Source organism: Paraburkholderia aspalathi (assembly GCF_905220735.1).
Classification (GTDB): Bacteria; Pseudomonadota; Gammaproteobacteria; order Burkholderiales; family Burkholderiaceae; genus Paraburkholderia; species Paraburkholderia aspalathi.
This window is the reverse complement of record NZ_CAJNBA010000002.1, coordinates 983,235-997,790: the sequence shown is the minus strand read 5'-3', so window position 1 is coordinate 997,790 and position 14,556 is coordinate 983,235. Positions and strand designations below refer to the sequence as shown.

Annotated in this window: 12 protein-coding genes and 1 pseudogene; 9 read left to right on the top strand and 4 right to left on the bottom strand. The window is 59.7% G+C overall.

Going from position 1 to position 14,556, the window contains the following annotated elements:
• Nucleotides 1-78: 78 nt before the first annotated feature.
• Entirely contained in the window at nt 79-216 is a 138-nt protein-coding gene (locus tag KHO30_RS15280; RefSeq protein ID WP_244864040.1) for a DUF3563 family protein, read from the bottom strand.
• 182 nt (nt 217-398) lie between these two features.
• Here KHO30_RS15280 and KHO30_RS39250 point away from each other — a divergent pair, with 182 nt between their 5' ends.
• The 6 genes from KHO30_RS39250 to KHO30_RS15260 all read left to right on the top strand — a co-directional run bounded on the left by KHO30_RS39250 (nt 399) and on the right by KHO30_RS15260 (nt 3,901).
• Complete coding sequence (locus tag KHO30_RS39250) at nt 399-599, top strand: helix-turn-helix domain-containing protein (protein ID WP_244864039.1); 201 nt, start codon at nt 399-401, stop codon at nt 597-599.
• A 12-nt stretch (nt 600-611) separates the two neighbouring features.
• Nucleotides 612-797, top strand: a complete 186-nt coding sequence (locus KHO30_RS39555; protein ID WP_280531442.1) for a LysR substrate-binding domain-containing protein — start codon at nt 612-614, stop codon at nt 795-797.
• Nucleotides 798-799: 2 nt separating this feature from the next.
• Nucleotides 800-1,180, top strand: a complete 381-nt coding sequence (locus KHO30_RS15275) for a LysR substrate-binding domain-containing protein (RefSeq protein WP_280531441.1) — start codon at nt 800-802, stop codon at nt 1,178-1,180.
• 416 nt (nt 1,181-1,596) lie between these two features.
• Complete coding sequence (locus tag KHO30_RS15270) at nt 1,597-2,892, top strand: MFS transporter (RefSeq protein ID WP_211701461.1); 1,296 nt, start codon at nt 1,597-1,599, stop codon at nt 2,890-2,892.
• A 154-nt stretch (nt 2,893-3,046) separates the two neighbouring features.
• On the top strand, nt 3,047-3,430 hold the full coding sequence (locus KHO30_RS15265; RefSeq protein ID WP_211701460.1) for a nuclear transport factor 2 family protein: 384 nt from the start codon (nt 3,047-3,049) through the stop codon (nt 3,428-3,430).
• A gap of 114 nt (nt 3,431-3,544) precedes the next feature.
• Nucleotides 3,545-3,901, top strand: coding sequence for an FMN-binding negative transcriptional regulator (locus tag KHO30_RS15260; protein ID WP_211701459.1), 357 nt, complete (start codon nt 3,545-3,547; stop codon nt 3,899-3,901).
• 157 nt (nt 3,902-4,058) lie between these two features.
• On the opposite strand, the gene KHO30_RS15255 is transcribed toward KHO30_RS15260, so the two are convergent.
• Nucleotides 4,059-4,520 (bottom strand): Lrp/AsnC family transcriptional regulator, encoded by a 462-nt coding sequence (locus KHO30_RS15255; protein WP_211701458.1) that lies wholly within the window; start codon nt 4,518-4,520, stop codon nt 4,059-4,061.
• Nucleotides 4,521-4,809: 289 nt separating this feature from the next.
• On the opposite strand from KHO30_RS15255, the pseudogene KHO30_RS15250 reads away from it, so the two are divergent.
• Nucleotides 4,810-5,184: pseudogene (locus KHO30_RS15250) on the top strand (hypothetical protein); the annotation flags it as partial.
• On the opposite strand, the gene KHO30_RS15245 reads toward KHO30_RS15250, so the two are convergent.
• Together KHO30_RS15245 and KHO30_RS15240 are read right to left on the bottom strand one after the other, a co-directional pair.
• Complete coding sequence (locus tag KHO30_RS15245) at nt 5,107-10,611, bottom strand: trifunctional serine/threonine-protein kinase/ATP-binding protein/sensor histidine kinase (protein ID WP_211701457.1); 5,505 nt, start codon at nt 10,609-10,611, stop codon at nt 5,107-5,109. The pseudogene KHO30_RS15250 and the gene KHO30_RS15245 sit on opposite strands and share 78 nt — an antisense overlap.
• 651 nt (nt 10,612-11,262) lie before the next feature.
• Nucleotides 11,263-12,441, bottom strand: a complete 1,179-nt coding sequence (locus KHO30_RS15240) for a tyrosine-type recombinase/integrase (protein WP_211701456.1) — start codon at nt 12,439-12,441, stop codon at nt 11,263-11,265.
• Between the two features lie 160 nt (nt 12,442-12,601).
• On the opposite strand from KHO30_RS15240, the gene KHO30_RS15235 reads away from it, so the two are divergent.
• Nucleotides 12,602-13,627, top strand: a complete 1,026-nt coding sequence (locus KHO30_RS15235; RefSeq protein WP_211701455.1) for a DNA-binding protein — start codon at nt 12,602-12,604, stop codon at nt 13,625-13,627.
• A 164-nt stretch (nt 13,628-13,791) separates the two neighbouring features.
• On the top strand, nt 13,792-14,490 hold the full coding sequence (locus KHO30_RS15230) for a tyrosine-type recombinase/integrase (protein ID WP_211701826.1): 699 nt from the start codon (nt 13,792-13,794) through the stop codon (nt 14,488-14,490).
• Nucleotides 14,491-14,556 lie beyond the last annotated feature (66 nt).

Below are 14,556 nucleotides of genomic sequence, written 5' to 3'. Positions count from 1 at the left end.
AGCTCGCCGCACTCTCGGTCCAATATTCGGCGGATACGGCGTGCCGTCTGTCGGTTGACTCCGAAAGTCTGCCCTCCGCTAGCGGCATTGTTCCGTCGAGCGCATACGGCGTTCGAGCTCGGCGAGGTCTCGTGCGCCCGCGAGATACTCATCATTGCGGCGTTGTTCGGCGCGTTCGAACCAGCAGTGAACCCGTGCGAGAAGGAATCCAAACATAATAATCTCCATGAAATTGATCGCAAGCGACGCAGTTGGCGGGACGCGAAGGGCAATTTCCCGACTGTTCTCTGGCGGTCTTTGCAATCAATCGTAGGCAGGAAGTATGGTCACGTATACTTATTGTTTTTTACGTAATAAATTAGTCATTTTGTTCAGTCGATCTGGTTCGAGACACGCACTTGGAAGTCGGGCGACTGCGGGCGCTGCTGGAGCTGGCGAGGTCCGGCACGATGGCGGCCGCCGCTGAAGCTCTGTTCCTGACGCCCTCGGCGATTTCACAGCAAATCGCACAACTGGAAGATGAGGTCGGCGTAAAACTTACGGAACGCATTGGCCGCAGGGTTAAGCTCACCGCCGCCGGCCACGCGCTGGTGGGGTAGGCTGAACGGGTGATGGCTGTGCTGGACGAGGCTCGTTCGGAACTGGCAGAGCTACGGCAGGAGATAGCAGGAGAGTTGCGCGTCGCTGCGTTTGAGTCGATCGCTTCGGTTGTACTCTCTGATACTGTCAAGGAACTGCGGCAGGCGTTTCCGCGTCTGGAGATCGCACTTGAAGAACTGGAGCCGACGATCTTTTAATCGTGGCGGGCGACAATTGGGGAAAAGTCGAGGTTGTGCCGCTGGCCGAGGATGTGTTGTACGTGGCGGTCGCGACTGACCATCCACTGAGCAAAAGGCCGTCGCTGAGCGTAGCCGATCTCCGGCACGAAGCTTGGGCGGTCGAATCGACATGGAGCACCTTCGGCGCCTTGGTCACCGATTTATGCCGCCGCGCCGGATACGAGCCTCGGACCAACGCCAAATGCCGTGGATCCGAGATGATCGAAGCGATGGTGGCGGCTGGCTGTTCGGTGTCGATCATCCCTGGACTCAGGGTAATGCGCTCGCCAGCGGGTGTGGCGTGGGTCAAGCTAACGCCAGAGGTTCTGGCGCAAAATCTACGTCGCCTATCGTCGCGGTGAACGCAACCATCCAATGGTCAAGGTGTTCGTCGAGGAAATCGTCCGGACGGCGTCAAGACTCTTCGGTGGCTGAATGGACGCGCACGCACCCGCTCCGTCAGACGACGGCCTCCAGATTACCGCCCTGACAAGATGTGAAGTGCTGCGCACGCGAATTGCGCCCTGTTACGAGGCCGGATAAGCAACTTGACGGAGCGTTGTCCTGCACGACGAGCGGTAGCGATTTCCCCCAAAATTTCAAATACGGACACGGAATTTTGCCGGAAACACCTCACGCGGTTTCGGGAGAATAGAGCCGTTCGTGCGGGGAGTGGATTACGTTCCGCGTCTAGCGCCTCTGTACCGTAGACCGCTAACGGCGACGGCTTGGAAAAACTCGTTACATTGTTCACCACATCGCAAGCGTCTAACACACGATGGCCCTCAGACTACGACTCTCGCAAAATTGGCTGGTAGTGCTTATTGGATTCACTGCGCTTGCGGTGTCGTTTTCCTCTCGAGGCGCACTATCTATTTCGATGCCGATCTGGAAAACCGAGTTCGGCTGGAGCCGTTCGTTCACTTCGTCGATTGCTGCAGCGGCGCTGCTGATGATGGCCGTTGTTGCTCCATTTGCAGGCAACGCGATCGATCGATATGGTCCACGGCGACTTTTGTCGTCGGGGCTTCTGATACTTGGATTGGGCATGTCGTTGGTTGCGCTGATCTCTAATGCGAGCCAGAGCTGGTTGCTCGTCGTTGGTTTCAGTCTAATCGGGGGGCTGGGTTTTGGAATTATTGCCCAGCACGTGGTGGCAACCACCATCGCGACACGCTTTACTGAATCGCGGGGATTGGCCATCGGGATCGGAACCTCGGGTTCAACTGCCGGGCAGGTAGCACTGCTCCCGTTTCTGGCCGCGGCCATTGCCGCGGGTTCTTGGCGGCTTGGCTTTGCGGCGCTGGGCATGACAAGTCTCGTTTTATCCCCATTAGTTTTGCTGCTGGTACGTCCTGGAACTCATCGTGTGGTTTCTAATACAGCAAGCTCGAAAGACACCGCGATCCATCGAGATAGCATTGCAGACCGACTGAGGTTGATGGCAGGAAGCAAGACGTTTCACCTCCTGTTTTGGAGTTTGATATGCGGATTTACAACAAGCGGAGTCGTCGAGACTCACTTTCTTCCGTTTGCTGCATTGTGCGGGTTTGGACCGGTTCCGAGCGCAACCGCGTACGGCGTTCTCTCTGGCGTTAACCTCATTGGGATGATCGGCGCGGGGTGGCTATCCGATCGTGTCAACCGGCCCGTTTTGCTCGGTGGTATCTACGTGGCGAGGGTACTGTGTTTTCTACTGCTGATGTTTGTCGACTTCAGCTATCCGCGGTTGATGCTATTTGCCGTGCTATTCGGAATCTTTGACTACTCGACTGTACCGGTCACCGCGGCGATTCTGGCTCGAAGTACCGGGGTTCGGATCCTTGGGTTGTCGATGGGGGTGCTGTCTGCAGGGCACGCAATTGGAGGTGCGCTAGGCGCGTTGGCCGGAGGAATCGTTTTTGACGAAACGGGCGGGTACACGATGCTGTGGTATGCCTCGATCGCGTTAGCGCTCGTCGCGGCCGTTATGGCTACGGCTGTGCAAGATAAACCGGAGCAGAACTGGTCGTGCGCGTTGAATGCAGGTCGATATATAAAAACTGTAATCGTTATATCGCGAAAATGGAGATAATAAAACAGTCTGACTAATTCTCGTCCAGGCACGACAATCGACCTCCGGAGCCAGAATGGAAGACGCGAGATTACGCACATGACGTGCTGCCGTCCGTCGACAATTTCAAAGTATAGAGTTTTTCAACCCACCTCAACCAAACTGGTGAACCAGGATGTCTATAGAGAAAACGCCGGCGCTCCTCGAAGCCAATGATCTGTATTTTCAAGCATTGCACGAATGTAATCTGGAAAAATTTGACAAGGTCTTTCACCCGAGCTGTAGTCTGTTCGATACGGATGATGGCGCGTTGACGATCGTGCCTATCGCAGGCTACCGCGAAGTGATTGCGAAGCGTACTTCGCCCATGAGCGTGGGGAAAGCACGAGACGACGAGCTGATTTCGGCGGACTTCCTGTCGGCTGACACAGCCGTCACCAAAGTGCGACTGCGCATTCACGACAAGGTCTTCATTGACCATCTAAACTGGGCCTATTCTGATGGACGTTTCGTGATCGTTGCCAAGGTATGGCACGACATTACGCCTGTAGAAGGGTAAGGCCCTCGCCGGTGCACTACATCCGCTCGCCGACCGCGGACCCGCGCCACCTTTCGAGGACGCCGCAGTCGTTAAAGCGCCGCCGAACTTGCTTGTCTCCGAGGCTAACTAATTGTGAGCGAACCCACGCTGTATACGAGAACAGGGTTGGCGCCAAGTTCGCGTGAAGAGGTAGTCAAACTGATCAAGGAGAGCGCTTCCGGGACGTTGGTGACGGCGACGCCAGACGACTTTGCCATCACACATACCGTCTTTGAATTGGTTGTTGATGAAACGCTGCACGGCACGTTGCTGTTTCATCTGGCTTCGGAGAATGAGCATGTTCCGTTTCTGACTGAAGGCTTACCCTCGGTCGCGATCTTTCTTGGACAAAGCGGCTATATCTCGCCCTCATGGTATCCCCGCAACCCAGTTCGAGACAGTGCTCCAACCTGGAACTACGAAGTGGCGCATTGTCACGGCTCGTCCTGAGCGCATCGCGAAAGAAGCGATGGTGGGCCACATCGGGAGGCTAGTCGATGAGATGGAGTCGAGCGGATGGGGCCGGTGGAACATGGGCAAACTTGGAGCCGGATGGGATTGCCCGCCGGCTAGACAGTATCGCTGGATTCCGCATGCCGACTACTTCTTACAGCAGCGGAAGCCCACTATCGCGCTTAACCTCACGCATCGAAAACATCGACTCGACAGATGTGACACCCGGAAGCGTACGCAGAACATCACGCATGAAAAGGCCATAGTCGTCCATGTCGCGAGCAACGACTTGCAGGAGGTAATCGGCTGTCCCTGACACGTTATGACAGGATACGATGCGCGGGATGGCTTGAATTTCCCGCTCAAACTTATCCGAGAGATCCCGGGTATGGACGCCAAAGCGTATATATGCAAACGCCAGTACACCTAGCTCAAGTGCGTGCCGGCACAGCACTGCGCGATAGTGGTCGATATAGTGTTCCGACTCCAGCCGCTTGAGTCTGCGCGCGCACGGCGTTTCACTTAGATTCACCGCCGCTGCCAGGCTGGCAGTTGTCGCACGACCATCTGACTGAAGAGCGGCAAGTATTGCGCGGTCTACTTTGTCCAAATCCATGAGAGCCTCGATAAATTCGCGAATCTTAATACACTCTTTCGGGCATCATGCCATTTTAGATGAAATTGGTGGAGATACTTTTGCGTGTAGCTGCTGCAACACAAGATGCAGTTCGGCGAGCATAAAGGTAAAGCACCTTGTCACCGAACCGTGGTCGAATATAGATGGAAGATCGGGTTAGCACTCCATAGCAGGTTTTTTCCAGACTCGAAAAGTTCTTGCTTTAGAGGCCGTTTCAAAAGGACTGTTCTGAACGACCGTTGAGCATGAGATGAATCTGCGCGTGTAGTGGCCCAGCGCTTGCCCGCATTTCCATTTCAAGGAACGCTGTTCGCCCAGCGACTATCGCCGCATCCGACGATGGGAGCACGAACATATACTGGAAGCCATGCAACGTCGGCTCGACCGGAAGCCAGATGCAATGACCATTTGTAGGAGTACCGTTGAACATATCTTCGGTACGCTCAAGCAATGGATGGGCGCCACACACTTCCTGACCCGAACGCTCGGACGGTTGAGCACCGAAATGAGTCTTCAGGTATTGGCCCACCATCTGGAGCGCGTTCTGAATATACCAACGTGGCAGTCACAACGAAACGGTTGGATGGACGGGCACGGTGAATTGAACGACTGCGCCGCGGGGCAGGTTCGCGCTCGCCCATAATCGGCCGCCATGCGCGTCGATGATTGAGCGGCAGATCGACAGACCCATCCCCAACCCCGTGGGTTTCGTCGTGTAGAAGGGGGCGAAAATGTGCTCGGCCCTCTGCGGAGCAAATCCCGGCCCCGAATCATGCACTTTCACGAGTACGCAGCCAGAGTCGGCTCTCGCTGTGCAGATAAGCAGTTCTCGAGCGTCGTCGCTGACGTCATTCATCGCTTCGAGCGCGTTGATGATCAGATTGAGGATGACCTGTTGCAGTTCGACACGGTCCCCTTCGATGAAGGGCAAACCGTCCACGAGTTGCGTCTGCACGGAGGCACCGCTCTTCAAGACTTCGCCTTGAGTGAGCTCGATCACCTCGCGGATCGCAGCGTTGATGTCCACCCGTTCCCTCCGGGGCGGCGCCTTTTTGATGAGTTCACGGATCCGGCCGATCACGTTGCTGGCTCGAATGCCGTCGCTGACGGCATGGCCTAGCGCCTGCCGGACTTCGCCGACATCAGGAGGCTGGGTGTTTAGCCATCGCAGCGCTGCTTGGCAATATGCGACAGTTGCGGTGATCGGCTGGTTGACCTCATGGGCGATCGAGGCCGCGAGCTGGCCCATTGTCGCGACACGGTTTGCATGTGCCAACTCCGCCTGCACGTTGCGGAAGCGCCGCTCGCTCTGACGGGCTTCTTCCTCCGCCTGCTTGCGCTCGGTCAGATCGAGCACGAAGGCGACGCCCTCCTTGCGGCTTGCTTCGAAAGTGGCCAGACCGAGTATAACGGGCACACGGGTGCCGTCCTTTTTGATGTACTCCTTCTCATAGGGCTGGGCGTGCCCCGTCTGAACCGCCTCGACCAGGGCGCGCTCGCTGCTTTGACGCCATTCGAGCGGCGTCAGGTCCCTCCAGCGCACGCGCCCCGAGACGAGATCGTCGCGCTCGTATCCCACCATGCGCAGAAACGCGTCGTTGGCCTCTAGAATGTCACCGCTGGCATTCCAGACAATGACCCCGATGATGTTGGCGTCGACGAGCCGTCGGATCTTCGCTTCGCGTTCCGCAAGGTCGCCGTACAGGCGGGCATTCTCCAGCGAGATGGCCGCTTGCGAGGCCACCAGCTTCAATACGGCAATCCGGCCCGGGCTGAACACGCGGGCAGTCAGGCTGTTTTCGAGGTAGAGCGCGCCAGTAAGCTTGCCCTGATTCATCAATGGTACGCAAAGAATCGAGCGTGGGCGATGCTCACGGATGTAAGGATCCGCGGCAAACGTGGGCTCAGCCGCGGCGTCGTCGAGGAAGACACTCTCGCGGGTGCGCAGGACATGGTAGAGGATCGACTCCGGAAGCATCGCCGCGCTCAATGGAACATCGCGTAGCTGCAACTGGGTCGCATTGCCGCCGGTCGTTGCCTCCGCTGATATCCGGGGTTCGTCGCCATGTGCCAGAATCAGCAGACCCCGGTCGGCGCCGGCCTGTTCGATGGCCGTGCGCATGACCATATCGATCAGTTTTTCCAGCACGATGTCGCCCGAAGCGGCCTGCGACACCTTGATCACGGTCGCGAGGTCCAGATGTTCGACCGGTGTCGCGATCGTGGTGGTCGGTAGAGGCGTGGGCTCCTGAGTCCTCAGGTACGGATACGTTTCCTCGAGTTGTCGCACCTTACCGTCGGCGCGCCAGCGTAGGTATCCGTAGCGGGCGTCCTGCAAATATCCGCGGGCAATCTTCTTAAAGCCGCGCGCCGCGTAAAACCGCGACGCGAGTTCGTTGGCAAGCGCTTCATTGTGGACAAAGCTGTTTTCCTCGGAGAGGCGGATGGCTTCTTCGTAGAGCGCTTCGGCATCGAGCACGCGGCCTTCGAGACGGGCAATCTCGGCACCGACCAGCGCGACGCGGTCCGCGAAATTCTCTGGGCAGTTCTCCGCCCAGATCCGTAGCTGCTGGCGATGTGCAGCCATGGCGTGCAGCTGGTGCGACTGTTCGCCGACGAGAGCAAAGTCGCACAAGGAGGCCCGGGTCAGCGCAGCGAAGAAGTGATATTCGGCCTCCTCGTAGAACGAGGATGAGGTCCAAAGCAGCGGTTGGGCCTTCGCTACGGCATCCAGGGCGGCCGCATAGTCGCCGGCAAAATAGCGTGCCTGCAATTTCCGGATCCAGTAGCAACACGCAGGGACCGCCAGAGCGGGATTGCTGGACAAGCGGTCCTCGAAACTCAGCTCATTGAACTGCCCGTCGTCGAAGCAGCCGAATGTCGGTGTCAGGCCGCGCAGCATCCGGATCATCGCGAGTTGCGTAGCAATGAAATCAATGACCAGACCGAAGCGTACTTTCTCAACGTAGGCAAGTCCGTATTCGGCTTCGACTTGTACCTCGGGCAGCGGCTCACCGGCGAAGAGCAGGTCCGAGTTGAGGCTGTTGCGCGCGTAACCGCCATACGGGATGTCCCCAAGCCGGTTCGCTGCTGCAAAGGCGCGGCGCAGCAGATCGCGGCAATTCCGCACGTGTTTCATCCAGCGGACGACAAAGATCGAGAAGCACACATAGGTCTTCGCTTCGAAGCGCTTGAGTCCGCGTTGTTCGACGAGTTCGTAGCCGAGCTGGCCGAAGCGGAATCCGAGCTGGTAGTCACCGAAACGCGGTCCCGCGACCCTGCTAAGCAGGACATAGGCGAAACATGACGCATCGCAGTTACCGCGCTCCATGCTCAAATTGACGGACTTGCAGCTCATCAGGGCAACCAGGTTCCCATCTGTCTGCAAGGCCGGTGCGAAGAGCTTGCTTAGAACCTCGGCGGTAGCGAGGGACGCCTCATCCTCCATGAGCGGCAAATCGATGAGTTCTTCGATGGTCCTGTCCGCAAGCAGTATGCCGATTCGCTCGTATTCGTCTCGCACCTCCTCGTCCTTCGGGTGGGATGACCACTCGATGCCGACGTGCAGCAGGTAATCGAGACACACAGCGACGGCGCGGCCGCTCTGGTCGAGTGTCGTGCAGACATCCGTGTGCAGGCACGCGACGCTGGCTTTTTCGACTGTTGTCGTGGCCCGTTTTGACAGCAACGTCAGGCGCTCATCTGCGACCAATGACTGGCCGGTCAAAAATTCGCACGCAGCGCGGTTCAGCTCGAGCGCCAAGATCAGTTCGTGCCGGCGCTCCCAGCGATCGTCGTCTAACAGTTGCGCACCGGCGACGAGATAGGTAAGCGCGGAAGCATAGGCTGATGACGCCTTGGCACGCTGGCCGGCGAGCAGGTTGAACCCGGCCAATTGCTCCCGCTCGTCGCGTGAATTTATCAAGGCCGCGCCGCGATTCAACTGACCCACGATCTCGAAGATCGCCTCTTCGCGCTGTCCCGGGGGCGTCTGTTCGGCGAGCAGCCGCCCGATCCGCAGATGGGCCTCGGTGCGCGAGACTTGTGGGATCAGTGAATAAGCGGCTTCATGAACCCTGTCGTGACCAAACCGGTAAGAGCCATCCAGCCGCTCAACCAGCTCCTGACGAATCGCCTCCCACAACGCCGTGTGGACCTGCGCCTCCGGAATGCCGAGAACCGTTGACAGGGTTGCGATGCCGGCGACGTTCCCGAGACAGGCAAGCTGCTGCAACGCCTGCTGCGTCTCAGTCGGGAGGCGGCTCAGCTTGCCGACCATCAGGTCCACGACGTTGTCGGTGTACCCCTTGGCGTGAGTGCGCTCGGGGTCCCAGCGCCACTGTCCCGCTTCATGATCGAAGGTGAGCAGATTTTCTTCGACGAGCGCGTGCAGAAACTGGATAACGAAGAACGGATTGCCCGCGGTTTTGTCATGCACCAGCTGAGCCAACGGCTCAATGCGCTCCGGTTCGCAGTGAAGCGCCTCCTCGATCAACTGCCTGACATGCACGCGAGAGAGGGGCGCCAGTGTGATCTCATTGACCTTGGCGCCCGCGCTCCTGACGGCCCGAAGCTTGCCCATCAGCGGGTGCGTGGCATCGACCTCGTTATCGCGGTACGCGCCGACCAGCATCAGGTACCGCAGATCCGGGAGGGTCAACAGATCTTCGAGCAGGTCGAGCGTCGCGGCGTCGAGCCACTGCAGATCATCGAGAAAGAGCGCCAGCGGATGTTCGGCGCGGGCAAACACGCCGATGAAGCGCCGGAACACCTGCATAAATCGGCGTTGCGCCTGCTGTGGCTCGAGTTCCGGGACCGCTGGCGGCTCACCGATGATGAGCTTCAGTTCGGGGATGAGGTCGCTCATGAGCCGCGCGTTGACATCCAGCGCCTCCAGCAACGCGTTGCGCCAGCTGGCCAATTCCGAGTCGTGCTTGCCAAGCAGCGGCCGCACCAAGCTTTGAAATGCCTGCACTAGTGTCGCATAGGGGATATCGCGCTTGTATTGATCGAATTTGCCGGACGCGAAGAGTCCCCGCGGAGGCACCAGCACCTTGTGCAGTTCATTGACGACCGAAGATTTTCCGATCCCCGAATAACCGGAGACGAGCGCCAGTTCCGGCACGCCACTCGCGACGATCCGGTCGAATGCGGCGACTAAGGTGTCGACCTCGCGCTCCCGCCCGTACAGCTTCTCGGGAATCAGCAGGTGGTCAGGCGCGTCGTGTTCGCCCAGTGGGAAGGTCCTGACGTGGCGACGCTCCCAGTCGGCCAGGCACCGCCTCAGATCACGCTCGACACCTGCGGCAGTCTGGTAACGTTCCTCGGCCGTCTTGGCGAGCAGCTTCATGACGATATCGGAGATCACGGCGGGGACGGTCTCCACCCGCGCGCTGGGCGGCACCGGCCCTCTGGCGATATGGCAGTGCACCCATTCCATGGGATCGGTGGCGGTAAACGGCAGCACGCCCGTCAGCATCTGATAGAGGGTGACGCCGAACGCGTAGAGGTCGCTGCGCGAATCAATCGAGCGATTCATCCGGCCGGTTTGCTCGGGCGCCATGTACGCAAGCGTGCCGGCGAGGGTCTCGGGCGGCTCGGGCGCCTGTCGCTCGCGCGGCAGCCGGGAGGCGAGACCGAAGCCGGTGAGCCGCGCAAGTCCGTCGGCGCAGTTCACCAGGATATGGGTTGGTTTGAGATCCTTATGAACGAGGCCGCTCTGGTGGAGCTTGCCCAGCGCTGCGGCGATGCGCACGGCGAGCTGCAAAAAGACCCCCGTCTCCATGGGCGCGCCGAGCAGCTGAGCAAGCGGCTCACCGCCGGGGTCCTCGAGTACCAGAAAAGTACGGCCCCGTTCGCGTACCAACTCCAGCGGCAGCACCGCCCAGGCACCATCGAGTTCGTCCCTCAGGCCAAACTCGTAACTGAGGCGATCAAGGCTGGCAGGTGGTGGATGTTCGGCGGCAGGCCGCGCAAGCAGGACGCTGTCGCCGCCGGCCCCGCTTGCGCGCCGCTCTCGACAGAAGACGCGCTCGCCATCGTCACACAAAATCTGGAGTCCGCTATCCATCGGCGCCGGAACCATAGGTAGGCCCTCATCTGCCGCACGCTGTCCTCGGCCTGCGCTCCGCCGCCAGGTTGGACCCTGCATTCGTCTACAAAATCCAGGCAAGGTCCGCTTGGCGACCCGATCGACAACTCGGCATGTCCGCGATTACCAATCGCGGCTGCAGCATGCATTCGTAAGAATACGCCCCAACCGCCGCGGTGCCAACGGGAGTGGTACGAGGGATGCAGTGGGAGCGGCGTTCGCGCCACGCCAACGGCCATCTCAGACCGCTTAAGGCCATTGGGCCATCGCGGCCGCGACGGCCCCGGGCGGAGTCCAATGAAAAGCTGGAGGATCACAACCAGAAGCAGTCGTCTGTAGCAAACTTGCGCTGCACTGTTTGGTTGATGTTGCCCTCTGTTTGCGCACCATCTGCAAAGCCGGAGAGCGAGCCACAATCCGCTGGGGCACCAACGACTGTCAGGCAGCTGAAAGCCTCCGTTCACGCGATGAGGCGTCCAGCGGCCGAAGTGGGTTGGGAGTGTGAGTTCACAGATGCGGGAAGCTGCCGCCCGCCTGCTTGAGGCTGTCTCCGTAACCAGTCCTCCCCATTGCGGACTTAGAACCCAGTCCGTCCCAATGGCTGCTCTGGCCGGACTTCAGCAGTCTGGACTACCAGTCAATGCGGTGCTTTTCATCTGTTTCGCGATGACGACGATCGTCGTCCACGTGAAGATACTGACTGGTGGTCGTGAGTGACGCGTGTCCGAGGTTGTCACGCACAAGCCGCAAGTCGACCTGCTGGTCGGCCATATGAGACCCTGCGCTATGCCTCAGCCAATGCGCTGACGCCTGCTCCAGTTGATTGGCTTGTGGCGCATGAGTTTCGCCGCGAGCGCGCAGCGCGTCGGCCGCACCGCTGAAAACCTTCTTCACGATACGGTGCAGCGCAGCGCGTGTCAGCGGTTTGAGCGACTGTCCGATCGGTAGTACCAGGGGCGTGTCTTCGCCCTGAGATGGAAGCGCCGGCAGTCCCCGTTCACGCCGGTACGCACTGAGCTCCGCCATCATTTCTGCCGTAGCCGGCACCAGCCGCTCGTTGCCGCCTTTGCCCAGCACTTCCAGCCACCACCGATCTTCGCCGTTCGCGTCGCGCCGGCAGAAAAAGCGGCCCATCGTGTTTTCACCGACCTCTGTAATCCGTAGCCCACCCAGATAGAACAGGGTGAACAACCAGCGCACGCGTGTGTAGTGTTCGCGCTCGCGGTCAGTCTCGTTGGGCAAACCGCGAATATAGGTTGTGACCTCGAGCCATAGCTCGGGTGACAGATAGCGCGTGATGCGCGGCCTGGTGCGTCCCGCGCGCTGCCGCGACAGAGAGAGCGGATTGCCGGCAAGATAACCCGCCTGCACCAGCCACGCAAACATCACATTGAGAATCACCATGGCCTGCCGCTGGCTCGACACGGAAAGCGGGCCATAGAACGGCCTCCAGCGCGTGTCGTTGCGCGGATGCTTGCGACCGCCGTTGGCAGTCCATCGCTCGGCCGGTTGCGGATCGGCGAGAAAGTGCTGATAGACCAGCAGGTCCTCGTGCGTGAGGGAGGAGAGGGGCTTGCCCGCCTGGATCACGGACCACAGCAGCAGGCGTTCGGCTTCCTTGCGGTAGTTGTCGAACGTCGTTTTCGTATCGACGAAGCGGGCGAGCCACGCACGGATCGCGTCGAGATCATTGCGGGCCGCAATCTGGGCGATGCCGCTCCTTGCGCGATTTTTGCCCTCGCTGCCGTCCAGTTCGGGCGGGATGGTCAGGCTTTCGATGGGCTGCGGAGGCAGCAGCAGGGCAGTCATGGAGTGTTTCGACGTCGATCGGGGTGTCGTGCGTTTGCTGCCGGCAACAGCGTACAGAATATCGACATTATAGCCATAATGTCAAAATTATCTGTTATATGAATTGGATATTTGACGGTTTACGTTATATTATTTATTGAATTTAACCGAAACCGCACCCATGTCCGACGTCCTGCCCGATGAAGCCCGCCTTGCCGCCGAAATCGACCGGCTGAAGGCCGCATTCCCGAAGACTCGCGAGTTGTACCGTGAAGTCTGCGCGCTGCTGTTCTTCCGCTTCGGGATCACGCCGACCGCGAACCGGCTGTATCAGCTGGTGAAGCGCGGCAGCATGAGCACGCCGACTCAGGTGCTCGGCGAGTTCTGGGTCGAGTTGCGCGAGAAGAGCAGGGTGCGGATCGGGCATCCCGATCTGCCGGTGGAGTTGCAGGCGGCTGCAGGAGAACTGGTCGCGACGCTGTGGGCGAAGTCCACCACATCGGCGCAGGCGGCGCTCGAGGCTCTGCGGATTGACGCCGAGGCAGAGAAGACCAACGCGCGCAACGAGGTAGCATCACTGCAGGCCGAGCTTGTGCGGACCGAAACGGCGCTCGAGCAGCGCACCGGCGCGTTGCTGGCAGCACAGGTGCGCATTCAGGAGCTTGAACAGGCGCAGGCCGCCGGGGAGGCGATGCGTCAGGCGCGTGAGACTGAAGTCGCGCGACAGCAGGACGAGATCGGTGCGCGTGACCGGGCACTGGTGCAGGCGAGGGCCGATTTTTCGGGTGAACTCGACAAACTGCGGAGCAGCGCCGAGCTCGCGGAAGAGCGTTTGCGGGCAGCCGAGAAGCGGGCGCTCCTTGAGATCGAGCGTGAGCGGGGCATGAACGCACGGTCCCAGAAGGAGCTTGAAGCGGCCGCGCGCAGGGCGGAGCAGGGCGAGGCCCGGCACCGGCAGGAAATCCAGGCGCTGCAGGTTCAGCTTGGCGACGCGCGTCATCGCGCAGGCGTCGTGGAGGGAAATCTGGAAGCGCTTCGCAGCTCGAATGTGGCATACGTCAGGGAACTCGACGCGCTGAGATTGCAACTCGCGACCACCGTCGCAAACCAGGCGGCGACGCGGAAGCGCCCGCTATCCTCTCTCGAGACCAGCAAGCCTCGCCGCGCTACACCCAAGGTCGCGACGAAGAAGCGATCAGCATCCTGACTTCACCCCGTTACGTCGCTGGACCGAAGCCATGCGGCGCCCGCCGCTGTGCCACCGGGTTTTCCGAGGAAGTGAGGCACATCGGGCGATATACTGGAAAGGAGCGTCCAACGGTTTTCTCTCGTAACAGGCTCGATTTTCGAGCGTATTCCGAGAAAGGAAACATTGAACCCAAACGCGCCGAAGTCCTTACCCCCGCCAAACTTCGCCACCTCCCGCGAGTTACTCAGGCGACAAGCCGGTTTCCGGAGCGCGATACGTTGATCCTGTTGCTGGGTGTCACTTGTGGGATGCGAATCACCGAGATTGCACGTATTGAAGTCGGTGATGTCCTTGCCAAATCGGGAGTGCGTCGTGAGGAGGTCAGCTTGCGAGGCTCGATCACCAAGGGCTGTCGTCCTCGCTGTATCTACCTGTCACACACACGCACAATCGATGCTTTCGACCGCTATGTCGAATGGCGCTACCAACGCGGCGCCGGTGCGGCTCTTGAGCGGCACGAGTATCGCGGCCTCATCCCTCGCACGCGGCTGATTCTCACGCAGAAAGGTGGCCCTTTCGAGCTTAGCGTTAAGCGCCAAGTCAACTTCGACGGCGAGACGGCCGAATATCTGGCGGCCGACAGCCTACGAAGCTATGTCACAGGTCTGTACCGTTCGGCTGGTCTCGGGGTCGGCTATAGCAGTCACAGTGGTCGAAGGACGTTTGCGAGCCGCCTGGTTGCGCAGGGCCACTCGCTTGACACGGTGCAGTTGCTGCTTGGGCATTCCCATCTGGACCACGTTGCCCCGTATCTGGAGGTGACTCGGCGGGAACGATGGGAAGCTATCGCGGCATTAGACAGGCCTCTTGATAAAGATTGATGCGTGGATGCCGTTAACTATCGTTATGTGCGGATTCCACGTTCAATGCAGATTCACGCACTTCCC